The organism is Agromyces sp. NPDC058126 (assembly GCF_042884595.1).
Lineage (GTDB): Bacteria > Actinomycetota > Actinomycetes > Actinomycetales > Microbacteriaceae > Agromyces.
The window spans coordinates 1,131,679-1,154,317 of sequence record NZ_JBHVTS010000001.1 but is presented as its reverse complement, the minus strand read 5'-3'; the positions used below and the strand labels follow the sequence as shown (position 1 = coordinate 1,154,317).

At 73.2% G+C, this 22,639-nt stretch carries 18 protein-coding genes; 2 read left to right on the top strand and 16 right to left on the bottom strand.

Annotation, left to right across the window (positions count from 1 at the left end; genetic code table 11):
* Positions 1-11: 11 nt before the first annotated feature.
* The 9 genes from ACFVTR_RS05145 to ACFVTR_RS05105 all read right to left on the bottom strand — a co-directional run bounded on the left by ACFVTR_RS05145 (position 12) and on the right by ACFVTR_RS05105 (position 11,538).
* The gene (locus tag ACFVTR_RS05145; RefSeq protein WP_387035333.1) at positions 12-806 is read right to left on the bottom strand and encodes a DNA-formamidopyrimidine glycosylase family protein; all 795 of its coding nucleotides are present in this window, start codon (positions 804-806) and stop codon (positions 12-14) included.
* Positions 793-5,424 (bottom strand): ATP-dependent helicase, encoded by a 4,632-nt coding sequence (locus ACFVTR_RS05140; protein WP_387035331.1) that lies wholly within the window; start codon positions 5,422-5,424, stop codon positions 793-795. The genes ACFVTR_RS05145 and ACFVTR_RS05140 overlap by 14 nt, the downstream gene beginning before the upstream one ends.
* A 68-nt stretch (positions 5,425-5,492) precedes the next feature.
* Positions 5,493-6,908 carry a pyridoxal phosphate-dependent decarboxylase family protein gene (locus ACFVTR_RS05135; RefSeq protein ID WP_387035329.1) on the bottom strand — a complete coding sequence of 472 codons (1,416 nt, stop codon included), beginning with the start codon at positions 6,906-6,908 and terminating at the stop codon, positions 5,493-5,495.
* A gap of 109 nt (positions 6,909-7,017) precedes the next feature.
* Positions 7,018-7,845 (bottom strand): SseB family protein, encoded by an 828-nt coding sequence (locus tag ACFVTR_RS05130; RefSeq protein WP_387035328.1) that lies wholly within the window; start codon positions 7,843-7,845, stop codon positions 7,018-7,020.
* Positions 7,829-8,575 carry a bifunctional 1-(5-phosphoribosyl)-5-((5-phosphoribosylamino)methylideneamino)imidazole-4-carboxamide isomerase/phosphoribosylanthranilate isomerase PriA gene (gene priA / locus ACFVTR_RS05125; RefSeq protein ID WP_376940760.1) on the bottom strand — a complete coding sequence of 249 codons (747 nt, stop codon included), beginning with the start codon at positions 8,573-8,575 and terminating at the stop codon, positions 7,829-7,831. The genes ACFVTR_RS05130 and priA overlap by 17 nt, the downstream gene beginning before the upstream one ends.
* 114 nt (positions 8,576-8,689) lie before the next feature.
* The gene (gene hisH, locus ACFVTR_RS05120; RefSeq protein ID WP_387035326.1) at positions 8,690-9,328 is read right to left on the bottom strand and encodes an imidazole glycerol phosphate synthase subunit HisH; all 639 of its coding nucleotides are present in this window, start codon (positions 9,326-9,328) and stop codon (positions 8,690-8,692) included.
* On the bottom strand, positions 9,325-9,939 hold the full coding sequence (hisB, locus tag ACFVTR_RS05115) for an imidazoleglycerol-phosphate dehydratase HisB (RefSeq protein WP_376940763.1): 615 nt from the start codon (positions 9,937-9,939) through the stop codon (positions 9,325-9,327). Before hisB ends, hisH begins: the two co-directional genes overlap by 4 nt.
* A complete protein-coding gene (locus tag ACFVTR_RS05110; protein ID WP_387035325.1) occupies positions 9,936-11,048 on the bottom strand; it encodes a histidinol-phosphate transaminase in 1,113 nt (370 codons plus the stop codon). The genes hisB and ACFVTR_RS05110 overlap by 4 nt, the downstream gene beginning before the upstream one ends.
* 67 nt (positions 11,049-11,115) lie before the next feature.
* Positions 11,116-11,538 (bottom strand): LysM peptidoglycan-binding domain-containing protein, encoded by a 423-nt coding sequence (locus ACFVTR_RS05105; RefSeq protein WP_387035323.1) that lies wholly within the window; start codon positions 11,536-11,538, stop codon positions 11,116-11,118.
* Positions 11,539-11,796: 258 nt separating this feature from the next.
* On the opposite strand from ACFVTR_RS05105, the gene lexA reads away from it, so the two are divergent.
* Positions 11,797-12,480, top strand: coding sequence for a transcriptional repressor LexA (gene lexA, locus ACFVTR_RS05100; RefSeq protein ID WP_387035321.1), 684 nt, complete (start codon positions 11,797-11,799; stop codon positions 12,478-12,480).
* A gap of 108 nt (positions 12,481-12,588) precedes the next feature.
* On the opposite strand, the gene metE is transcribed toward lexA, so the two are convergent.
* The 3 genes from metE to hflX form a co-directional block, all read right to left on the bottom strand.
* Positions 12,589-14,943, bottom strand: coding sequence for a 5-methyltetrahydropteroyltriglutamate--homocysteine S-methyltransferase (gene metE, locus ACFVTR_RS05095; protein ID WP_387035320.1), 2,355 nt, complete (start codon positions 14,941-14,943; stop codon positions 12,589-12,591).
* Entirely contained in the window at positions 14,940-15,929 is a 990-nt protein-coding gene (locus tag ACFVTR_RS05090; RefSeq protein WP_387035318.1) for a methylenetetrahydrofolate reductase, read from the bottom strand. The genes metE and ACFVTR_RS05090 overlap by 4 nt, the downstream gene beginning before the upstream one ends.
* Positions 15,930-16,170: 241 nt before the next feature.
* Entirely contained in the window at positions 16,171-17,697 is a 1,527-nt protein-coding gene (gene hflX / locus ACFVTR_RS05085) for a GTPase HflX (RefSeq protein WP_387035316.1), read from the bottom strand.
* Between the two features lie 42 nt (positions 17,698-17,739).
* On the opposite strand from hflX, the gene ACFVTR_RS05080 reads away from it, so the two are divergent.
* Positions 17,740-18,357, top strand: coding sequence for a class I SAM-dependent methyltransferase (locus ACFVTR_RS05080; protein ID WP_387035315.1), 618 nt, complete (start codon positions 17,740-17,742; stop codon positions 18,355-18,357).
* Between the two features lie 45 nt (positions 18,358-18,402).
* On the opposite strand, the gene dapF is transcribed toward ACFVTR_RS05080, so the two are convergent.
* The 4 genes from dapF to ACFVTR_RS05060 are packed head-to-tail and all read right to left on the bottom strand — an operon-like array spanning position 18,403 to position 22,629.
* Positions 18,403-19,284, bottom strand: coding sequence for a diaminopimelate epimerase (gene dapF / locus ACFVTR_RS05075; RefSeq protein ID WP_387035313.1), 882 nt, complete (start codon positions 19,282-19,284; stop codon positions 18,403-18,405).
* A gap of 5 nt (positions 19,285-19,289) precedes the next feature.
* Complete coding sequence (gene miaA / locus ACFVTR_RS05070; protein ID WP_387035311.1) at positions 19,290-20,210, bottom strand: tRNA (adenosine(37)-N6)-dimethylallyltransferase MiaA; 921 nt, start codon at positions 20,208-20,210, stop codon at positions 19,290-19,292.
* 1 nt (position 20,211) lies between these two features.
* On the bottom strand, positions 20,212-21,810 hold the full coding sequence (gene miaB, locus ACFVTR_RS05065; RefSeq protein WP_387035309.1) for a tRNA (N6-isopentenyl adenosine(37)-C2)-methylthiotransferase MiaB: 1,599 nt from the start codon (positions 21,808-21,810) through the stop codon (positions 20,212-20,214).
* 12 nt (positions 21,811-21,822) lie between these two features.
* Positions 21,823-22,629 (bottom strand): regulatory protein RecX, encoded by an 807-nt coding sequence (locus tag ACFVTR_RS05060; protein ID WP_387035308.1) that lies wholly within the window; start codon positions 22,627-22,629, stop codon positions 21,823-21,825.
* Positions 22,630-22,639 lie beyond the last annotated feature (10 nt).

Here is a 22,639-nt window from a genome sequence, read left to right as displayed (position 1 = left end):
CGGCTCCAGCCTCACCGCTGGCAGTTCGGACACCGGAAGGTGACCCGCTCCTGCGGGTCGTCGCCGGCGCGCGCCTCGCGGCCCAGGGCGCCGCGTTCGATCGTCGTGCCGCAGCGCAGGCACGGCGCCCCGGCGCGTCCGTAGACCCAGAGTTGTCGGCCGCGCCGGTCGACCCCCGTGGTCACGCGTGCCGGGCGATCGCGGTTCGCCACGATCAGCCGGCGGGCGAGCGACACGACCGCCGGCAGTTCGGGCACCTCCCCGACGGGTCGGTCGGGGCGGATGCCGCGGAGGAAGCACAACTCGTTGACGTAGACGTTGCCGAGCCCGGCGAGGTTGCGCTGGTCGAGGAGCGCGACCGCGATCGAGGTCGACGGGCTCGCTTCGAGGCGGCGGACGGCCTCCTCCGCATCCCAGTCGGGGCCGAGGAGGTCGGGACCGAGGTACGCGAGCGCCTGCTCGTCGTCGGCACGCGCCAGCACCTCGACGAGCCCGAGTTCGAAGCCGATCGCGACCGATCGGCCGGTCTCGAGCACGACCCGGGCTAGGTGCGCGGGCTTCGGCCAGCGCTCGCCCGGCGCGAGCACGCGCCACTCCCCCTCCATCTTGAGGTGCGAGTGCACCGTGCGCGTCGGCGTGCGGATGAGCAGGTGCTTGCCGCGCGCGAGCACCTCGTCGACGCGCTCGCCCGCGAGGTCGACCGTTGCGAACGCGGGCACGCGGAAGTCGGTGCGGATGAGCACCTCGCCCGCGAGCGCCGACCTCAGTCGGGCCGCAGCCTGGTGGACGCTGTCACCTTCTGGCATCGAGCCGCACTCCGCGCGGAGTCTCGCCGAATCCGGCCGCACCGAGCGCCCGGCCGAAGGGCGTGCCGAGGACGAACGCCCCGTTGACCGACTCGACGGCGAGGCGCCGCACCCGACCGGCGACGACCGTCGCGGCGAGGGCCTGCGCGGCGAGGGCGAGCCGCCGATCGTCGTCGCGGTAGACGAGCACGGTCTTGCCGCCGCGTTCGACGTAGGCGATCAGCTCGCCGTCGACGAGCACCACCATCGCCCCCGCCTTGCGCGCGGCACGATGCGAACTCTCGCCGGGCGGGTCGGGCCACGGCAGGGCCGCACCGTAGGCGTTCGCCGGGTCGGTCGCGGCGAGCACGAGCGCGGGGCCGTGCTCACGCCGGTCACGCGCCTGCGACGACCTGGCGGACACCGGGCCGGCTGCGAACTCCCCCGCCGCGGCGCGTCCGGCCGCGCCCGCGCCCTCGTCGGTCTCGCTCGCGGAGTCGACCAGTGCCCGCAGTCGATCGACCGCGCCCGGGGCGGCGAACTGGGCCGCACCGAGCCGCTCGACGAAGTATCCGCGCCTGGCGCGCCCCGACTCCTCGAAGCCGCGGAGGGTCTTGTAGACGAGCGCGAAGCCGCCGAGCACACCCTCGGCCACCGCCGTGCCGCGCGTGACGACGCCATAGCGGTCGAGCAGCGTCTCACCGAGCGCGTGCCCGCGGCGGGTGGCGTCGGTCTCGGCGACCGGGAGGATCGACCAGCGCCCGGCGACCGAGGGCGGGCCGGTGCGGCTCGGCATGACCGCCCGCGGCAGGGTGCGGCCGCGGAGGGCTCGCGCGCGAGCGCTCGGGCGCTGCGGCTTGTGCGCGCTGCGCCCGCCACCGACGAGGGCGCGCAGCGGGGCCGCGGTGTCGTTCGTCACGAGGCCCGACCAGACGAGCGACCAGAGCGCGTCGACGAGGGCGGCGTCGTCGGGCGGGGCCTCGAACGACCCGGCGGCGCCGACCGCGTCGGCGAGTTGTCGGAAGAAGAACCCGCCGCCCGAACCGAGTGCGAGGAGCACCTCTCGCTCGAGCGGCTCGAGGTCGACCTCGGGCGCCCAGGGCAGGGTGAGCGGGGCCGACTCGGCGAGGTGGAGGCTCACCCAGCCGTCGTCGCCCGAGAGCGCGCCCGACCCGGCCCAGAGCACTTCGCCCGAGCTCATGAGCTCGTCGAGCATCGCGGGCGAGTAGTCGGCGACGCGCGCCGGCAGCGCGAGCGACTCCCACGCCGAGGCCGGCAGGCGGGCCCCTTCGAGCTGCTCGATCGCCGAGAGCACGCCGTCGATGCCGCGGATGCCCGCGCCGACCCGCTGCCACACCGGAAGGAACCGGGCGAGGGCGAGCTGCGGCGCGGGCTCGATCTCGTGCCGCAGGGCGGCGAGCGAGCGGCGGCGGAGCCGGCGCAGCACCTCGGCGTCGCACCACTCGGTCGAGGTGCCGTGCGGACGGAACTCGCCCTCGACGACCCGCCGGTCGTCGGCGAGGCGCCGCAGCGCGACTCGCGCGACGGCCACGCCGACACCGAAGCGCGCGGCGACGTCGTCGACGGTGAACGGGCCGTGGCTGCGGGCGTACCGGCTCACGAGGTCGCCGAGCGGGTCGGCGACGTGCGCCTCGAACGCGGCCGCGACCCCGGGCGGCACGGGCACCCCGAGGGCATCGCGCAGGCGCCCGACGTCTTCGACCGCGGCCAGCTGCTCACGACCGGCGAAACCGACGCGAACCGCCCGGCGGGCGGCGAGGAGCTCGGCGATCGCCGCACCCGCGTCGGTCTCGGCGTCGACCCGGGCGCCGATCTCGTCGGGCGTCAGCGGGCCGAGCGCGCGCAGCAGGTCGGCGACGCCCTCGACGCCGCGGGCGCGCCGCTCGGGCGCGAGGCGCTGGAGCTCGGCCTCGACCTCGTCGATGACGGCCGGGTCGAGGAGCTCGCGCAGCTCGACCCGGCCGAGCAGCTCGCCGAGCAGGGCCTGGTCGATCGCGAGCGCCGCGGCGCGCCGCTCGGCGAGGGGTGCGTCGCCCTCGTACATGAAGGCGCCGACGTACCCGAACAGGAGTGCGCTCGCGAACGGGCTCGGCGAGTCGGTCGTGGTCTCGACGACCCGGATCTTGCGGGAGGCGATCTCGCCCGCGACCGCCACGAGCGCAGGCACGTCGTAGACGTCTTGCAGGACCTCGCGCAGCGTCTCGAGGATGATCGGGAACGTCGGGTAGTCGCTCGCGACCTCGAGGAGCTGGGCCGACTTCTGCCGCTGCTGCCAGAGCGGCGAGCGCTGCCCCGGCCGGTAGTGCGGCAGCAGCAGCGCGCGCGCCGCGCACTCGCGGAACCGGCTCGCGAACAGGGCCGAGCCGCCGACTTCCTCGGTCACGAGCGGCTCGAGCTCGGCGGCGTCGAAGACGAACAGCTCGGCGCCCGGCGCGTCGCCGCCGGTGTCGGGGATGCGCACGATGATGCCGTCGTCGGCCGCGATCGCCGCACCGTCGACGCCGTGCCGCTCGCGGACGCGGGTGCCGACGGCGAGCGCCCAGGGCGCGTGCACCGGCATGCCGTAGGGCGAGTGCAGGATGATGCGCCAGTCGCCGAGCTCGTCGCGCGAGCGCTCGACCACGAGGGTGCGGTCGCTCGGGACGGCGCCGGTCGCGGCGCGCTGATCGGCCAGGAACCCCAGCAGGTTCGCGGAGGCGTTCGCATCGAGCCCCGCGGCGGCGACGCGCGCGAGGGCGTCGGGCTCGTCGGCCGAAGAGAGTTCGCGCATGAAGCCGCCGAGTGCGCGCCCGAGCTCGGCCGGCCTGCCGATGGCGTCGCCCTTCCAGAACGGGACGCGGCCCGGCTGCCCGAAGGCAGGCACCACGTTGACCCGGTCGAAGGTGATCTCCTGGATGCGCCAGCTCGTCGCGCCGAGCGCGAAGACGTCGCCGACCCTCGACTCGTAGACCATCTCCTCGTCGAGCTCGCCGACCCGGCGGCCGGTGGCGTCGTCGCCGACGAGGAACACCCCGAACATGCCCCGGTCGGGGATGGTGCCGCCGCTCGTCACCGCGAGCCGCTGCGCCCCGGGCCGCCCGGTGATCGTGCCGCCCTCGCGATCCCAGACGACGCGCGGCCGCAGCTCGCCGAATCGATCGGAGGGGTACCGGCCCGCGAGCAGGTCGAGGGTCGCCTCGTAGGCCGAGCGCGGCAGGTTCTGGAACGGCGCACTGCGTCGCACGGTCTCGAACCACGCCTCGACGTCGAGCTCGTCGACGGCCGCGGCGGCGATCGTCTGCTGGGCGAGGATGTCGAGCGGGTTCGCCGGCACCCGCAGCGTCTCGATCTGCCCGGCGAGCATGCGCTCGCTGGCGACGGCCGTGTGCACGAGGTCGGCGCGATGCTTCGGGAACATGATGCCCCGCGAGACCTCGCCGACCTGGTGGCCCGCGCGACCCAGCCGTTGCAGCCCGCTCGCGACCGACGGCGGCGACTCGACCTGCACGACGAGGTCGACCGCACCCATGTCGATGCCGAGCTCGAGGCTCGAGGTCGCGACGACGCAGCGCAGCCGGCCCGACTTGAGGTCGTCCTCGATCTCGGCGCGCTGCTCTTTGCTGACCGATCCGTGGTGTGCGCGGGCGACGACGGGAGGTGCGCCGGAGGTCTGCCCCGACTGCGCCATGAGCGCGGCGGGCGGCCCGCTCGCGGCCGCGGCGGCGACGAGTGCGGCCTGCTCGTCGGCCTCGAGCGCGAGCTCGTTGAGCCGCGCCGTCAGCCGCTCGGCGAGGCGACGCGAGTTCGCGAAGACGATCGAAGATCGGTGCGCGAGCACCCGGTCGAGGATCGCCTGCTCGACGTGCGGCCAGATCGACCCCGTCGCGTCGTCGCTCGCCGGCAGGCGCGACATGTCTTCGACGGGCACCTCGACCCGCAGCTCGAAGCGCTTCTCGCTGGGCGGGGCGACCACGCTGACGGGTGCTGCGGCGGAGAGGAACCGGGCGACCTCGTCGAGGGGGCGCACGGTCGCCGAGAGCCCGATGCGCTGCGCGGGCTGCGCGAGCAGCGCGTCGAGCCGTTCGAGCGTGACCGCGAGGTGCGCGCCGCGCTTCGTGCCGGCGACCGCGTGGATCTCGTCGACGATCACCGTCTCGACGCCGCGCAGCGTCTCGCGCGCCTGCGAGGTGAGCATGAGGTAGAGCGACTCGGGCGTCGTGATGAGGATCTCGGGCGGCCTCGCGACGAGTGCGCGACGTTCGGAGGCGGGGGTGTCGCCCGAACGAACCCCGACCGAGACCTCGGGCACCTCGAGCCCGTGCGCCGCGGCGGTGCGGGCGATGCCGACGAGCGGCGCCCTGAGGTTGCGCTCGACGTCGACGCCGAGCGCCTTGAGCGGCGAGAGGTAGACGACCCGGGTGCCTGCGGCCGCCGGGTCGGGCGCCTCGTGGTGCAACCGGTCGATCGCCCAGAGGAACGCCGCGAGCGTCTTGCCCGAGCCCGTCGGCGCGACCACGAGCGCGTGCTCGCCCCGCGAGATCGCCTGCCACGCGCCGCGCTGCACCGCCGTCGGTTCGGTGAAGGATTCGGTGAACCACGCCCTGGTCGCGGGCGAGAACTCCGCGAGCGCCTCGGTCATGCCTCCATTCAAGCGGATGCCACCGACGCGGGCGCCGATGCCCTCGCGCTCGCGCGCCGCGCCACCGCTCAGCGGGCCTCGCCCGCGGCGAGCGCGCGGGCGACGGCGTCGACCGTGCGGCGCACCTCCGCGGCATCCGTGCGCCAGTTGCTGACCGAGAAGCGCACCACCGCGCGATCGTGCCAGCGCGAGGTCATCGCGAGCACGTCGCCCTCCGCCCAGAGCCGTTCGCTGAGCGCCTCGGTCGCCTCGTCGTCGGCGAGCGCGATGCACAGCTGCGTGAAGACGACCTCGTTCAGCACCTCGACGCCGGGCAGGCGCCCGATGCCGTCGGCGAGTCCCCGCGCGGCAGCGGCCAGGCCGTCGACGAGCTCGGCGACGCCAGAGCGACCGAGTGCGCGCAGGACCGCCCACACCGGGACGCCGCGCGCCCGCCGTGAGAGCTCGGGCACCTTCTCGTGCGGGTCGGCGCCGACCTCGGTCGCCTGCAGGTAGCTCGCATGCATGCTGAGCGCGCGGTGCATGGCGCGGCCGTCGCGCACGATCGCGAGCCCCGAGTCGTAGGGCACGTTGAGCGTCTTGTGCGCGTCGGTCGACCAGGAGTCGGCGTCGGCCATGCCCGCGGTCAGGTGACGGAGGCGCGCGGATGCCGCTGCCCAGAGGCCGAACGCACCGTCGACGTGCACCCAGGCGCCCGCCTCATGGGCCGCGGCGATCGCTCCCACGAAGTCGTCGAAGGCGCCCGAGTGGATGTTGCCGGCCTGCAGCAGCACGATCGCCGGCCCCTCCCCTGCGGCGAGCGTGTCGCGCAGCGCCTCGACCCGGATGCGACCCTGCTCGTCGGACGGCACGACGATCGGCGCCCCGAGCCCGAGATAGCGCGCCGCGAGGTCGACCGTGCCGTGCCGTTCCTCGCCGACGATGAAGCGGATGCGCGGGGCGCCCGCGAGCCCGGCCTCCTCGACGTCCCAGCCGACCCGGGTGAGCACCTCGTCGCGGGCCGCCGCCATGCAGGTGAACTGGGCCATCGTCGCCCCCGTGGTGAAGCCGACTTCGCTGCCCGCAGGCAGCCCCAGCAGGTCGACGAGCCACGCGCCCGCGAGCTCCTCCGCGGCGACCGCGGCCGGGGTGATCGTGCGCAGCCCGGTGTTCTGGTCCCAGCTCGAGACGAGCCAGTCGGCCGCGAGCGCCGCGGGGTGCGTGCCGCCGATCACCCAGCCGTAGAAGCGCGGCGACCCGATCGCGATGAGCCCGGGCTCCGCCGCGGCGGCGAGATGGTCGATCACCGCGGCCGCGGGCTCGCCGTCCTCCGGCAGGTCGCGGCCGAGCCGGTCGAGCATCTCCTCGGTGGTCGCGCCGGGGGGCACCTTCCGCTCGCGGACGCCGTCGAGCCAGGCCCGGGCGTGCACCGCGGCCCGCTCGAGCGCCGCGTCGTAGCTCGCGTCGCCGTCGTCTCGTCGTTCCGCATCGGGATGCTCGGTCATGGCCGCACCTGGATTCCGCGCCGTCGCGCCTCTCCGATCATGCTCCCGGTCGGGTCGACGGTCAACCACCCGAACGAGTCACCGGACGGGCGGCCGCACGGTCACCGGTTCAGGCGTCGGATGCCCCGGCCACGAGCTTCACGGCGAGCGAGTCCACCCCTGTGGCGATCGCCTCGTCGGCGGCCCAGCGGTGCGCCAGCCGGGTCGTCGTCGCGTCGAGCGCCTCGCGGGTGAGACCCGCCACGAGTTCGAGGCGCACGACGAGCTCGGGGCCGGCGAGCCGCGCCTCGGGGTCGCCCGGGAGGAGCGTCACCCCGAGCACTGAGAGCTCCCGCTCGGCAGCGCGCAGGAAGGCGTCGCGCACGGCGTCGGACTCGAACGGCGGCTGCCACGACAGCGACTGGGCCACCGCCCAGACCGCGGGGCGCCGCAGCACGAACTCGCCCGGTGAGCCGGGATCGAGCACGACGAGTTCGGTGCCATCATCGGCCGCCGCGAGCGCGACGCGCACGCCGTCGGCCGGCACCGGCCGCGCGACGGGGTTCCACCGCGACATCGCCTCGACCGAGGAGAAGACCGGCAGCACCGCGCGACCGTCGGGGCCGGCGACCGTGACGATCGAGAGCTCCTGGCTCTTGTCGACCGCGAGGCCGTGCGCGCCCGTCTCGGTGCCGCCGTCGCCGAGTTCGGCGAGCAGCGGGATCAGCAGGCGCGACCCGGCGAACGCCGCGACGACCTCGGACTGCCCGCCCTCGCCCGCACGGAACCGCGCGATCGCCTCGGCGAGCTCGGCCGGGGCACTGCCGTCGTCGGCCGCGTGCGGGTTCGCCTCGAACGAGCGCCCGGCCCAGGGCACGCCGGCGGAGTCCGCGGCGGACGGCGGGGTCGCCGGGGCATCCCCGTGCTCGCCCGCCGGACGGTCAGCGTGAGGCGACATCCAGCGCCTCGGCCAGCGTGAACGCGCCGGCGTAGAGGGCCTTGCCGACGATGGTGCCCTCGAGGCCGAGCGGCACGAGCTCGCGCAGGGCGACGATGTCGTCGAGGCTCGAGATGCCTCCCGAGGCGACCACCGGGCGCTCGGTGCGCTCCATGACCTGCCGAAGCAGCTCGATGTTGGGGCCCTGGAGGGTGCCGTCCTTCGTGACGTCGGTGACGACGTAGCGGGCGGCGCCGGCCTCCTCGAGGCGGTCCATGACCTGCCAGAGGTCGCCGCCGTCCTTCGTCCAGCCGCGGGCGGCGAGCGTCGTGCCGCGCACGTCGAGGCCGACCGCGATCGCCTCGCCGTACTGGGCGATGACCGAGGCGGCCCACTCGGGGTTCTCGAGCGCCGCCGTGCCGAGGTTGATGCGCTTCGCCCCGATCTCGAGGGCGTGCTCGAGCGACTCGTCGTCGCGGATGCCGCCCGAGAGCTCGACGTTCACGCCGCGCACCTGACGGATGACCTTCTTCAGGATGCCGCCGTTCGACCCCCGGCCGAAGGCCGCGTCGAGGTCGACGAGATGGATCCACTCGGCGCCCTGATCGGCCCAGTCGACGGCCGCGTCGACCGGGTCGCCGTAGCTCGTCTCGGTGCCGGCTTCGCCCTTCGTCAGACGGACGGCCTTGCCGCCGGCCACATCGACTGCCGGAAGCAGCACGAGACCGGGGGTCTTGTTGAACTCACTCATCACTGTCCTCGTTCGCGGGATGCCGCCGTGGATCGCCGGTCGGCACAGTCACAGAATCTTAGTCGCCCGGGGCGCGAGCGGCCTGACCGTGACACGCACGGTCTCGGGCGGGTGTCAGCCGAGGGTGCCGATCCAGTTCGACAACAGCCGGATGCCCGCCTCGGCGGACTTCTCGGGGTGGAACTGGGTCGCCGACAGCGGACCGTTCTCGACCGCGGCGAGGAAGGACCCGCCGTGCTCGGCCCACGTCAGCTTCGGGCCGGGGAACGGCGGGATCACGTCGAGGTGCCACTCCTGCGCAGCGAAGGAGTGCACGAAGTAGAAGCGCTCGTCCTCGATGCCGTCGAACAGCACCGACCCCGCGTCGGGCGTCACGGTGTTCCAGCCCATGTGCGGCAGCACTGCGGCGGGCAGCTCGGTGACCGTTCCCGGCCACTCGCCGAGGCCCTCGGTGTCGACCCCGCGCTCGACGCCGTGCTCGAAGAGCACCTGCATCCCGACGCAGATGCCGAGCACCGGACGCCCGCCCGCGAGCCGCCGATCGATGATCTCGTCGCCGCGCACCGCGCGGAGCTGCTCCATCACGGCCCTGAAGGCGCCGACGCCCGGCACGAGCAGGCCGTCGGCCTCGCTCGCCGCCCGGCGGTCGGCCGTGACCTCGACCTCGGCGCCCGCGGCCTCGAGCGCCTTCGCGGCGGAGTGCACGTTGCCCGAGCCGTAGTCGAGCACGACGACGCGACGGGTGGGGCTCACAGTGCGCCCTTCGTGGACGGGATGCCGGTGACCAGCGGATCGAACGCCTTCGCCTGACGGAACGCCCGTGCGAACGCCTTGAACTCGGCTTCGGCGATGTGGTGCGGGTCGCGACCGCCCAGCACGTTGACGTGCACGGTGAGCCCCGCGTTGAAGGTGATCGCCTCGAAGACGTGCCGCACCATCGAGCCGGTGAAGTGGCCGCCGATGAGGTGGAACTCGAAGCCGGCGGGCTCGCCGGTGTGCACGAGGTACGGACGCCCCGAGATGTCGACGACGGCCTGCGCGAGCGCCTCGTCGAGCGGCACGAGGGCGTCGCCGTACCGCGAGATGCCGCGCTTGTCGCCGAGCGCCTGCCGGATCGCCTGCCCGAGCACGATGCCCGTGTCCTCCACGGTGTGGTGCACGTCGATGTGGACGTCGCCCGCGGCGCGCACGGTGAGGTCGGTGAGCGAGTGCTTCGCGAACGCCGTCAGCAGGTGGTCGTAGAACGGCACGCCGGTCTCGATGTCGCTCGCACCGGTGCCGTCGAGGTCGATCGAGAGGTCGATGCTCGACTCGCTGGTCTCGCGCTGCACGCGCACCGCGCGGTTGTGGGTCTGGCCGCTCATGCGTCGATCCTATTCTCGGCGGCGCCCGCCGCGTTCGGGGCGAACACCGCGATCGCCTCGAGGAACGCGGTCGTCTCGGCCTCGGTGCCCGCAGTCACGCGCAGGTGCCCGGGGATGCCGAGCTCGCGAATGAGGATGCCGCGCGCCAGGAGCGCCTCGAAGACCGCGTGCGGGTCGTCGACGCCCCCGAAAAGCACAAAGTTCGATCCGCTGCGGTGCGGGGCGAAGCCGAGTCGTGCGAGTTCGGCGGAGATGCGCTCGCGCTGCCCGCGGATCTCGTCGACCATCGCGAGCATCTCGTCGGCGTGAGCGAGCGCGCCGAGCGCGGCCGCCTGGGTGAGCGCCGAGAGGTGGTACGGCAGCCGCACGAGGCGCAGCGCGTCGATCGTCGTGGGGTCGCCGGCGAGGTAGCCGACCCGGGCGCCGGCGAAGGCGAAGGCCTTGCTCATCGTGCGCGAGACGACGAGGCGCGGCCGGCCCTCGAGCAGGGTCAGCGCGCTCGGCGTGCCGGGCTCGGCGAACTCGAAGTACGCCTCGTCGACGATGACGATGCCGCGTGCGGCGTCGGCGACCGCGCGGATCGTGTCGAGGTCGAGCGGGGTGCCCGTCGGGTTGTTCGGCGCGCAGAGCAGCACGAGGTCGGGGTCGTGCTCGCGCACGGCGGCGACCGCGGTCTCGGGGCTGAGCTCGAACTCCTCGTCGCGGGGCGCGGCGACCCATTCGGTGCCCGTGCCCGAGGCGAGCAAGCCGTACATCGAGTACGTCGGGTCGAAGCCGAGCGCCCGGCGCCCGGGGCCGCCGAAGGCCTGGAGCAGGTGCTGGAGCACCTCGTTCGACCCGTTCGCGGCCCAGATGTGCTCGGGCCCGAGTCCGTGGCCGAGGTAGCGGGCGAGCGCCTCGCGCAGCTCGGCGAACTCGCGGTCGGGGTAGCGGTTCAGCCGGAGGATCGCGGCGGCGACGCGGGCCACGATGTCGTGGGCGACGTCTTCGGGAATGGGATGCGTGTTCTCGTTGACGTTGAGCGCCACGGGGACGGACTTCTGCGGGGCGCCGTACGGCGAACGGCCGCGGAGGTCGTCGCGGATGGGGAGATCATCGAGACTCGTCACCGAACCATGCTAGCCACGCGAGGGCGGCGTCCCCTCCGTGAGACCCCGTGTGACCGGGCGGGCCCGCCTACTCGGCCGCCGGCACGGCGAGCTGCTGGCCCGGCACGATCGTGGCCTCGTCGAGGCCGTTGATGCGGACGATCTCGGCGATCGTGTCGCGCGGATCGGCGGTGGGGGCGATCGACTCGGCGATCTCCCAGAGGGACGCGCCGACCTCGACGGTGACGTACTCGAGCGCGGCCCCCGCGCCGGCGCCGGAGACGTCGGCCGCAGCGCCGCCGGCCCCGAGCACGACGACGAACGCCCAGACGACGAGCGGGAGCGCTGCGAGCGTCGTGAAGACCACTCGGCCCCGCCGGGTCAGTCGCAGGCGGGTGCGGACCGCAGCCGCCTCGCCTGCGCCAGCACGCGCGAGACGGTCGGGCTCGTGGAACGGCACCGGGCGGGACTGCACCGGGGCGTACCCGCCGGTCATGATCGCTGCGCTCATCTCACACCTCCTGAGTGAATCGCATCCGGCCCTCGGCCGGGAGGGCCGAATGCGAATCTATGTTCCGAATATATCTTCGAATGAATTCGAAGGCAAGTATCCGAACACCGCCGTTCTCGTGCACGAATATGCCGACACACTCGAACGAATGTTTGCCGCACCCCTGCGAGGCGGATACAGTTTCGAATGTCTGGACAACAGTGCAGCAGGAACCACCGACATCCGATCGCGCGGCGATCGCAACGAGGGGCGGAGACCGTGAGCGACAACGACGTGCGTGACATCGGAAGGGCGCGTCGACGCAAGAGCCTCAGTGCCAAGCAGCTCGCCATCCTCGAGGTCGTGCAGCGCTCGGTCGCGAGCCGCGGCTATCCGCCCAGCATGCGCGAGATCGGCGACGCCGTCGGGCTCTCCTCACTGTCGAGCGTGACGCACCAGCTCAACCAGCTCGAGCTCGCCGGCTACCTGCGCCGTGACCCCAACCGCCCCCGCGCGCTCGAGGTCCTCATCGAGGTGCCCGGACTCGAGGAGCGCGCTCCCGCCGCGGGCGACGCGGCCCCCGTCGGCGACGCTGCGATGGTGCCGCTCGTCGGCCGCATCGCCGCCGGTGTGCCGATCACCGCCGAGCAGCAGGTCGAAGAGGTCTTCCCGCTCCCGAGGCAGCTCGTCGGCAAGGGCGAGCTGTTCATCCTCAAGGTCGTCGGCGACTCGATGATCGACGCCGCCATCTGCGACGGCGACTGGGTGGTCGTGCGCTCGCAGCGCACCGCCGAGAACGGCGAGATCGTCGCGGCCATGCTCGACGGCGAGGCGACCGTCAAGGTCTTCCGCCAGCGCGACGGCCACACGTGGCTGCTCCCCCGCAACAGCGCGTTCGAGCCGATCGTGGGCGACCACGCCGAGGTGCTCGGCAAGGTCGTCTCGGTCCTCCGCGCGGTCTGACGCGGGTACGCGACCCCGGCCGCGCGAGCGGCCCCGCACGCACCGCAAGACAGAGAAGAGGGGCGGATGCCGCGCAGCACGCGGCATCCGCCCCTTCTCGTCGTCCGGCTAGCCCGCGAGCACCGGCTCGGTGCGCGCCTCGAGCTCGGCGCGCACCGCGCGCGTCGCCTCGAGGATGTTCTCGAGCGAGGCGACCGTCTCGTCGTAGCCGCGGGTCTTCAGACCGCAGTCGGGGTTCACCCAGAGCCGCGACGCCGGGATCTCGGCGACCGCACGCTCGAGGAGCGCCTGCACCTCGGCCGTCGACGGCACGCGCGGCGAGTGGATGTCGTAGACGCCCGGGCCGATGCCGTGGTCGAAGCCGCTCGTCGAGAGGTCGTCGACGACCTCCATGCGGCTGCGCGCCGCCTCGATCGAGGTCACGTCGGCGTCGAGGTTCTTGATCGCGTCGATGACGACGCCGAACTCCGAGTAGCAGAGGTGGGTGTGCACCTGCGTCGCCGCCGCCGCGCCCGCGGTCGCGAGCTTGAACGAGCCGACCGACCAGTCGAGGTACGCCGGCTGGTCGGCGAGCTTCAGCGGCAGCAGCTCGCGGAGCGCGGGCTCGTCGACCTGGATCACCTTGATGCCGGCGCCCTCGAGGTCGGCGATCTCGTCGCGCAGTGCGAGCGCCACCTGGCGCGCCGTGTCGCCGAGGGGCTGGTCGTCGCGCACGAACGACCAGGCGAGGATCGTCACCGGGCCCGTGAGCATGCCCTTGACGGGCTTCTCTGTCAGCGACTGCGCGTACGACGACCACTCGACCGTCATCCTGGCCGGCCGCGAGACATCCCCCCAGAGGATCGAGGGGCGCGTGCAGCGCGAACCGTACGACTGCACCCAGCCGTGCTCGGTGACGGCGAAGCCGTCGAGCAGCTCGGCGAAGTACTGCACCATGTCGTTGCGCTCGGGCTCGCCGTGCACGAGCACGTCGAGGCCGATCTCCTCCTGCAGGCGCACGACCCGCTCGATCTCCTCGCGCATGAGCTGCGCGTAGCCGTCTGCGTCGAGCTCGCCCTTGCCGAGGCGCGCGCGGGCGCGACGGATGTCGCTCGTCTGCGGGAACGAGCCGATCGTCGTGGTGGGCAGCTCGGGCAGCTCGAGCTCGGCCTGCGCGGCGACGCGGGCGGCGTAGTCGCCGCGGTCGAAGTCGCCGCTCACGAGGGCGGAGAGCCGCTCGCGCACCGAGGGCACACGCACGCCGGGTGCGCCGCTGCGGTCGGCCAGGGCTGCGGATGCCGCGTCGAGCTCGGCGGCGATCGCGTCGCGGCCCTCGGCGAGCCCGCGTGCGAGGGTCGCGACCTGCGCGACCTTCTGGTCGGCGAAGGCGAGCCACGACACGAGTCGGGCGTCGAGAGCCTGCTCGTCCTCGACGTCGTGCGGCACGTGCAGCAGCGAGGTCGAGGTCGACACCGCGACGCTGCCCGAGAGGTGCTGCACGGCGGCGACGCGGTCGAACGCGGCGGCGAGGTCGCCGCGCCAGATGTTGTGCCCGTCGACGACGCCCGCGACGAGCGTCTTCGCGGCGAGCGCCTCGGCGGTGACGGGGTCGAGGCCCTCGGGCAGCGCACCGCGCACGAGGTCGAGCGAGATCGCCTCGACGGGGGTCGCGGCGAGCACCGGCAGCGCGTCGTCGAGCGAGCCGTAGGGCGCGGCGACGAAGATGGCCGGACGCTCGTCCTGCGCGCCGAGCGCGTCGTACGCCGCCGCGGCCGCCTCGAGCACACGGGCGCGCGGCTCGTCGATCGACTCGCTCACGAGCGCGGGCTCGTCGAGCTGCACCCACTCGGCTCCCGCGCGGGCGAGCTCGGCGAGGAGTTCGCCGTACACGGGCACGAGCTCGCCGAGGCGGTCGATCGGGCGGAAGCCCTCGGGCGCGTCGTCGGCGGCCTTCGCGAGGAGGAGGAAGGTCACGGGGCCGACGAGCACCGGGCGGGTGAGGAAGCCCTGCGCCTTCGCCTCGGCGAACTCGGCGAGGATGCGCTCGGCGTGCAGCGCGAACGAGGACTCGGGGCCGATCTCGGGCACGAGGTAGTGGTAGTTCGAGTCGAACCACTTCGTCATCTCGAGCGGGGCGTCGTCGCCGACCCCTCGGGCGATCGTGAAGTAGGCGCCGAGGTCGACGCTGCCGTCCTCGCCGAGGAACCGGGCGAAACGCGTGGGCACGGCGCCGACGGCGACGGCGGCGTCGAGCACCTGGTCGTAGAACGAGAACGACTCGGGGATGGCCGAGCCGGTGCGGTCGAGACCCTGCGCGGCGAGACGCTCGCGGGTCGCGGCGCGGAGCTCGGCGGCGCGAGCCTCGAGCTCCTCCGCGTCGATCGTGCCGGCCCAGAACGCCTCGACGGCGCGCTTGAGCTCACGGCGACGGCCGATCCGGGGGTAGCCCAGGATGGTGCCGGTGGGGAAGGCGGGTGCGGTCATCGTGCGGTGTTCCTCTCATTGACGAGCTGTGCTGGGACTCCGAGTCCGAGCCGGGCGAGCACGCCCAGCACGGCCTCGTGACGATTGAAGGTGTAGAGGTGCAGGCCGGGCGCGCCGCCCGCGAGCACCCCGGCGGCGAGCTTCGCGGCGTACGCGACGCCGAGCTCGGCCTGGGCCTCGGGATCGGGTTCGATCTCGAGGTCGATGGCGAGCTCGGCCGGGGCCTCGACCCCGGTGAGCTCGGCGAGCCGGGCGAGCCGCGCCGGCGTCGTGACGGGCATGATGCCCGGCAGGATCGGAATGGTGACGCCCGCCGCGCGAGCGCGGTCGACGTAGCCGAGGTAGTCGTCGGCGTGCCAGAACAGCTGGGTGATCGCGAGGGTCGCGCCCGCGATCTCCTTCGCGAGTAGGGCGTCGACGTCCTGATGGGCGCTCCGGGAACGCGGATGCCCCGTGGGGAACGCCGCGACCGCGACGCGCTCGGGCCGGGGCCGCTCGCGGATGCGCGACGCCCCGGGGACGCCGGGCACGCCGACCTGGGCGAAGGGCTCCCGCTCCTCCTGGACCCGGTGGATGAGCTGCACCAGTTCGGCCGCGCTGCCGAGGTCGCCGATGCCGGCATCGGGGCCGGCGCCCTCCGGCGGGTCGCCGCGCAGTGCGAGGAAGCTCGTCACCCCGGCGTCGAGGAACTCGCGCACCAGCCGGTTCGCCTCGACGTGCGAGGAGCCGACGCAGGTGAGGTGCGCCATGGGCTCGACCGCGGTGTGCTCGAGCATGTAGCGGAGCACCGTCAACGAACGGTCGCGCGAGGAGCCGCCCGCCCCGAAGGTCACCGAGATGAACGCGGGGTCGGCCTCGGCGAGCCGGTCGATCGTCCGGCCGAGGGCGAGCGCCGCGGCATCCGATCGAGGCGGGAACAACTCGAACGAGACGGGCGGGCGCGGTCGACAGTCCGCATCCCGGAGGTCGGAACCGGTGGCTGCCATGGGACTCCTGCGTGGCGCAGCCGATGCGGCGGAAGCGCGGCAGGCCGCGTCCCCCGGCCGGAATCGGCGGGTGGGTCTCGCGGGCGGGTGCCGGGCTCGGCGGTCGCTCCTGGTGCCCGGCATCCGGCCGTGCACCGACGATCAGGAGCGACGATACGCGCCGATCCCGCGCGCCGCCCCTCTATGACGTGAGGTGACGCGAGGTGTCGCGGAGTGACCCGAGCCGCCGGTCTGGAGCGCCTCAGGCGTCGACGGGAGCCCGGAAATCGGCCAGCTGTGCGGAGAGTTCGGGCGAGACGAGCGCGCGCACGTGCGTGCCGCCCTCGAGGTAGTCGACCGAGAGCACTCGACCGGTCTCGTGCAGCGTCGACACGACGTCGCCCCGGTCGTACGGCACGACGAGGTCGATCTCGACCGCCGGGTCGGGCAGCATGCGCGTGATCGCCGCGAGCACCTCGTCGATGCCCTCGCCCGTTCGCGCCGAGGCGAACACGGCGCCGGGCTCGAGCCCGCGCAGCACGAGGCGGTCTTCTGGCGTCACGAGGTCGGCCTTGTTGAAGACGATCAGCTCGGGGATGTCGCGTGCGCCGACCTCGCCGATGACATCGCGCACCGTGGCGATCTGACCGGCCGGGTCGGGGTGCGCCGCGTCGACGACGTGCACGATGAGGTCGGAGTCGCCGACCTCCTCGAGGGTCGAACGGAACGCCTCGACGAGCTGGTGCGGGAGGTTGCGCACGAAGCCGACCGTGTCGGCGAGCGTGTAGACCCGGCCGTCGGCGGTCGTGTTGCGGCGCACCGTGGCGTCGAGGGTCGCGAACAGCGCGTTCTCGACGAGGAGGCCCGCGCCCGTGATGCGGTTCAGCAGGCTCGACTTGCCGGCGTTCGTGTACCCGGCGATGGCGACCGAGGGAATGGCGTTGCGCCGTCGGTTGGCGCGCTTCGCGTCGCGGGCGGGCTTCATTCCGGCGATCTGCTTGCGCAGCTTCGCCATGCGCGAGTGGATGCGACGACGATCGAGTTCGATCTTCGTCTCACCCGGGCCACGGGAACCCATGCCCGCTCCGCCGCTGCCGACCTGGCCACCGGCCTGCCGCGACATCGACTCGCCCCAGCCGCGCAGGCGCGGGAGCAGGTACTCGAGCTGTGCGAGCTCGACCTGCGCCTTGCCCTCGCGGCTCTTCGCGTGCTGGCTGAAGATGTCGAGGATGACGGCCGTGCGGTCGATCACCTTCACCTTGACCGCGTCCTCGAGCGCGCGCCGCTGGCTCGGCGCGAGCTCGGTGTCGGCGACGACGGTGTCGGCGCCGAGCGAGGCGACGATGTGCCGCAGCTCCTCGACCTTGCCGCGGCCGAGGTAGGTGCTCGGGTCGGGGTGCGGGCGCCGCTGCAGGACGCCGTCGAGCACGCGCGCGCCCGCCGTCTCGGCGAGGGCCGAAAGCTCGCGCATCGAGTTCTCGGCGTCGTCGAGCGAGCCCTGCGAGTAGACGCCGATGAGCACGACGTTCTCGAGCCGGAGCTGCCGGTACTCGACCTCGGTGACGTCCTCGAGCTCGGTCGAGAGTCCGGCGACGCGGCGGAGCGCCGCGCGCTCTTCTCGCTCGAGCTGCTCGCCGTCGGACTCGGCGCCGGCTGCGGCGTCGGAGCCGTGCTCCATGAGCGCCTCGGCGGCACCCGAGCCGAACCGGGTCAGCCCGGCCTTCGTCTCAGCGCCGCGCAGCACCCGCTCGACGGCGTCGTCCGCGGTGGTCTGTTCGGCTTCATTCATCACGTTCAAGACTAGTTCCAATCGCTGCGATAGGTTCCCTGTATGGGTTCCGACCACTATTTCTCCGCGTCTCCGTCGAGCAGTTCGCGCACCCGCACCATCCGCGCGAGCCTCGCCGGCCGCGAGGTCGAGCTCACGACCGCCGGCGGCGTCTTCAGCCCTGAGCACCTCGACCAGGGCACTCGCGTGCTCCTCGAGAACGTGCCCGCTCCCCCGGCGTCGGGCGCGCTGCTCGACCTCGGGTGCGGTTGGGGGCCGATCGCGCTCTCGCTCGCGATCCAGTCGCCGGATGCCACGGTGTGGGCGGTCGACGTCAACGAACGCGCGCTCGAACTCACGCGGCAGAACGCCGCACGACTCGGTCTGCACAATGTCAACGCCGTCCTGCCCGACGATGTTCCCGACGCGGTGCGATTCGCCGAGATCTGGTCGAATCCGCCGATCCGGGTCGGCAAGGCCGAGCTGCACGCACTCCTCACGCGGTGGCTGCCCCGCCTCGACGACGAGGTCGACTCGTCCGCCTGGCTCGTCGTCGCGAAGCACCTCGGCGCCGAGTCGTTGCAGCGCTGGATCGGCGAGGAGCTCGGACTCGATGTCGACCGCGCCGCGAACGCGAAGGGCTTCCGCGTGCTGCGGGTCGCGCACGCGGCATCCGCCTGACCGACGCAGCCCGAGGGAAGCTGCGACGGCAGCGTCCGAGCCCGCTCAGGCGAGCGTCAGCACGCCGTCGAAGACGAGTTCGGCCGGGCCCGCGAGGGCCACGTGCTCACCGTCGGCGGCCGCGAACATGCGCACGCCGACGACCCCGCCCGGCACCTGCACGCGCCAGTCGTTCGGCGCCGAGGCGCCCGCCCAATGCCGCACCGCGAGCGCCGAGGCGACGGCGCCCGTGCCGCACGAGAGCGTCTCGCCCGAGCCGCGCTCGTGCACCCGCATGCGGATGCGGCCCACCCCGTCCTCGACGAGGGGCTCGGCGGGCACGACGAACTCGACGTTCGCGCCCGCCTCGGGCTCGGGGTCGAGGATCGGCGAGTAGGCGAGGTCGAGGCCCTCGAGCTCGTCATCGTCGGCGAGGGCGACGACGACGTGCGGGTTGCCCACGTCGATGCCGAGACCGGGCCTGGCCACCGGAAGCTGCTTGGCGCGCACGAGCGGCTCGCCGCCGGCGAGTCGCCACGGGCCGAGATCGACCTGGAAGCCCGTCGCCGTGCGCGTCACGAGCCGGACGCCGGCACGGGTGCCGATCGCGAGCTCGGCGCCGGGGTGCAGCTCGGCGAGCCCCTGGTCGAGCAGGTAGCGCACGAAGACGCGGATGCCGTTGCCGCACATCTCGGAGACCGTGCCGTCGGCGTTCCAGTAGTCCATGAACCAGACCGCGCGCGGATCGGCCGCGAGCGCCGTGGCCCCGTCGTCGAGGTTCTGCGAACGCACCGCACGGATCACCCCGTCGGCACCGACACCGAAATGGCGATCGCACACCGCGGCGATCTGCGTCGGCGTGAGCGCGTTCTCACCCTCGGGATCGCTGAAGAGCACGAAGTCGTTGCCCGTGCCCTGGCCCTTGGTGAATCGCAGATCGAACGGCATGCGACTCAGTCTAGGGCGGCCTGACGGGCCAGTTCCGCGCCCCGGGCGACGACGTCGTCGGCGTCGATCTCGACCGCGTCGCGGTAGCGCTTGAACCATCCCACCTGGCGCCGCGCGTAGGTGCGGGTGAGCTGCTGCGTCTCCGCCACGGCCTCGGCTCGTGGCATCCGGCCCTGCAGCTCGGCGAGTGCCTGCGCGTAGCCGATGGCCTTGCGCGCGGTGACCCCGCGCTCGAGGCCCAGCGGCACGAGCCCGCGCACCTCGTCGACGATGCCCTGCCGCCACATCCCGTGCACGCGCTCGTCGAGCCGCTCGACGAGGGCACCGCGATCGGCGCGCAGGTGCACGATGCGGTGCTCGCGCCACGGCACCGGCTCGTCGGGGAGACGCGCGGCCGCGGGCTCGCCCGTGACCTCGATCACCTCGAGCGCCCGCACCACGCGGCGGCCGTTCTGCGGGTCGACCTTCGCCGCCGTCTCGGCGTCGATGCCGCGCAACCGCGCGTGCAGCATGCCCGGCCCGTGCTCGGCGAGCTCGGCCTCGAGTCGGGCGCGCACCACCGGGTCGGTGCCCGGGAAGCGGAAGTCGTGGATCACCGACGAGACGTAGAGGCCCGACCCTCCGACGAGGAGGGCGATGCCGCCCCGCGCGATGATCTCGTCGATGCGCGCCCGTGCGAGGGCCTGGTACTCGGCGACGGACGCCTCGTCGGTGACCTCGAGCACGTCGAGCAGGTGATGCGGCACGCCGCGTCGCTCGTCGAGCGAGAGCTTCGCGGTGCCGATGTCCATGCCGCGGTAGAGCTGCATGGCGTCGGCGTTGACGACCTCGGGCGTGCGCCCGGTGCGTTCGAGCGCCTCGGCGAGATCGAGCGCGAAAGCCGACTTGCCGGTGCCGGTCGCGCCGACGACGGCGATGAGGCTCACGTCAGCGCTGACCGTCGGTCGGGTCGTAGATCGGCATGGTGCCGACGCCCGGCGAGACGAGCGGCTCGCCGCCGCGCACGCGCAGCGACGGCAGGCCGAGCGAGACGCGCCCCGGCGTCGACGTCCCCTCGCCCGAACCGGTCGCGGGGACGCCGCAGCTCTCGGCCTGCGCGCGGTCCCACGCATCTCCGGCGCGAGTACGCCGCACCGTCAGCGGCGCGTCGTCGGTGGAGTCGGCGATGAGGTGGAACGGCGCCGCCTGCGTGATCGTGACCGAGACGACGTCGCCGGGGCGCGGCAGCTCGGAGCCGGCGGGCACCTCGAAGTGCACGAGGCGGCTGTCTTCGGCACGGCCGCTGAGACGGTGCGTCTCGGCATCCTTCTTGCCTTCACCGTTGGCGACGAGCACCTCGACGGCCTGGCCTGCGAGCTTCTGGTTCTCCTCCCAGGAGATGCGCTCCTGGAGGGCGATGAGCCGTTCGTAGCGCTCCTGCACGACCTCCTTCGGCACCTGGTCCTCCATCGTCGCCGCCGGCGTTCCCGGGCGGATCGAGTACTGGAAAGTGAACGCCGAGGCGAACCGCGCGGCCTCGACGACCCGCATGGTCTCGAGGAAGTCGTCTTCGGTCTCGCCGGGGAAGCCGACGATGATGTCGGTGGAGATCGCCGCGTTCGGGATCTTCGCGCGCACGCGGTCGAGGATGCCGAGGAACTTCTCGGAGCGGTACGAGCGGCGCATCGCCTTGAGGATGCGGTCGGAGCCCGACTGGAGCGGCATGTGCAGCTGCGGCATCACGTTGGGCGTCTCGGCCATCGCGTCGATCACGTCGTCGGTGAACGCCGCGGGGTGCGGACTGGTGAAGCGGATGCGCTCGAGGCCCTCGATCTGCCCGGCCGCGCGCAGCAGCTTGCCGAACGCCTGGCGGTCGCCGAACTCGACGCCGTAGGAGTTCACGTTCTGGCCGAGCAGGGTCACCTCGATCGCGCCGTCGTCGACGAGCGCCTGGATCTCGGCGAGGATCTCGCCCGGGCGGCGGTCCTTCTCCTTGCCGCGGAGCGCCGGCACGATGCAGAAGGTGCAGGTGTTGTTGCAGCCGACCGAGATCGAGACCCAGCCGCTGTAGCTCGAGTCGCGCTTCGTCGGCAGCGTCGAGGGGAACACCTCGAGGGCGTCGAGGATCTCGAGCTGCGCCTCGTCGTTGTGGCGGGCCCGCTCGAGCAGGCTCGGCAGCGCGCCCATGTTGTGCGTGCCGAACACGACGTCGACCCACGGCGCCTTCTCGAGGATGAGGTTCTTGTCCTTCTGGGCGAGGCAGCCGCCGACGGCGATCTGCATGCCCGCATGGCGACGCTTGACCCCCGCGAGATGGCCGAGGTTGCCGTAGAGCTTGTTGTCGGCGTTCTCGCGCACGGCGCAGGTGTTGATGACGACGATGTCGGGTTCGCTGCCGTCGGCCGGCACGTAGCCCGCCGCTTCGAGCGATCCGCTGAGGCGCTCGGAGTCGTGGACGTTCATCTGGCACCCGAAGGTGCGGACCTCGTAGGTGCGCGGCGCAGGCGTCGTCGCCCCGGCGCGGACGACCTCGTGAATGGTGCTCATGATCGCACCAGTTTACGAGCCCTCGCCGGACAGCGCCGCCGTCACCGCCTCGCGCACGACGTTGCCGGGATAGCCCCGGCGCTGGAGGAACGCCGACAGGCGGCGCTCGGCCGTCTGGCGGTCGAGGCCGCGGAGTTGGCGAGCGCGCCGTTCGGCGACCGTGCGCGCGTTCTCGAGTTCGGTCTCGGGGTCGAGGTCTTCGACGGCGGCCCGCGCGACCGACTGGTCGACACCGCGGCGCCCGAGCTCTTGGAGGAGCGCGCCGCTGCCCTTGCCTCGCCGCACGCCCTGGCTGTGCACCAGCTGCTCGGCGAGCCGCGCGTCGTCGAGGTAGCCGAGCCGCTCGTAGCGCTCGATCCACTCCTCGACCTCGGACTCGTCGAGCCCGTGCTCGGCGAGCACCGAACGTACCTCGGAGACGGAGAGGGCCGAGCGGCTCAGCCGCGAGACGACGAGCCGGTCGATGCGCGCGTCGCGCTCGACGCCCGACTCGTCGGGCTCGCCCTCGGGGTCGCTGCCGAAGCGTGAGCCACGGGCGGCTCGCGACCGTTTCGAGCCCGTGTCGCGAGCAGCGACCGGCTCACTCGGCTCCTCTTCGCCGAACCAGCGGTCGGGAACCTCGTTGCCTGCGGCGTGCTCGGCGAACGCCTCGGATGCCCGGCGAGGCCGGCGCGCCGGTGCAGATCGACGCGCCGTACCCGCCTCACCGGGACGTTCTTCGGCCGGGGGCGCGGCGTCGTGCCGCACCCACGGCAGGTAGGTGACCGGGGCGAGGTGCTCGGCCGACGGGTCGTGCATGTCGCTCCCCTCCCCGGTCATCTGGTGCTGC

Coding starts and splice junctions, on each gene's coding strand:
- ACFVTR_RS05145 (WP_387035333.1), bottom strand. CDS start 806: ATGCCAGAAGGTGACAGCGTCCACCAGGCTGCGGCCCGACTGAGGTCG.
- ACFVTR_RS05140 (WP_387035331.1), bottom strand. CDS start 5,424: ATGACCGAGGCGCTCGCGGAGTTCTCGCCCGCGACCAGGGCGTGGTTC.
- ACFVTR_RS05090 (WP_387035318.1), bottom strand. CDS start 15,929: ATGGCAGCCACCGGTTCCGACCTCCGGGATGCGGACTGTCGACCGCGC.
- ACFVTR_RS05080 (WP_387035315.1), top strand. CDS start 17,740: ATGGGTTCCGACCACTATTTCTCCGCGTCTCCGTCGAGCAGTTCGCGC.
- metE (WP_387035320.1), bottom strand. CDS start 14,943: ATGACCGCACCCGCCTTCCCCACCGGCACCATCCTGGGCTACCCCCGG.
- hisB (WP_376940763.1), bottom strand. CDS start 9,939: ATGAGCGGCCAGACCCACAACCGCGCGGTGCGCGTGCAGCGCGAGACC.
- dapF (WP_387035313.1), bottom strand. CDS start 19,284: ATGCCGTTCGATCTGCGATTCACCAAGGGCCAGGGCACGGGCAACGAC.
- priA (WP_376940760.1), bottom strand. CDS start 8,575: ATGAGTGAGTTCAACAAGACCCCCGGTCTCGTGCTGCTTCCGGCAGTC.
- miaB (WP_387035309.1), bottom strand. CDS start 21,810: ATGAGCACCATTCACGAGGTCGTCCGCGCCGGGGCGACGACGCCTGCG.
- ACFVTR_RS05060 (WP_387035308.1), bottom strand. CDS start 22,629: ATGACCGGGGAGGGGAGCGACATGCACGACCCGTCGGCCGAGCACCTC.
- ACFVTR_RS05135 (WP_387035329.1), bottom strand. CDS start 6,908: ATGACCGAGCATCCCGATGCGGAACGACGAGACGACGGCGACGCGAGC.
- ACFVTR_RS05130 (WP_387035328.1), bottom strand. CDS start 7,845: ATGTCGCCTCACGCTGACCGTCCGGCGGGCGAGCACGGGGATGCCCCG.
- ACFVTR_RS05105 (WP_387035323.1), bottom strand. CDS start 11,538: ATGAGCGCAGCGATCATGACCGGCGGGTACGCCCCGGTGCAGTCCCGC.
- hflX (WP_387035316.1), bottom strand. CDS start 17,697: ATGAATGAAGCCGAACAGACCACCGCGGACGACGCCGTCGAGCGGGTG.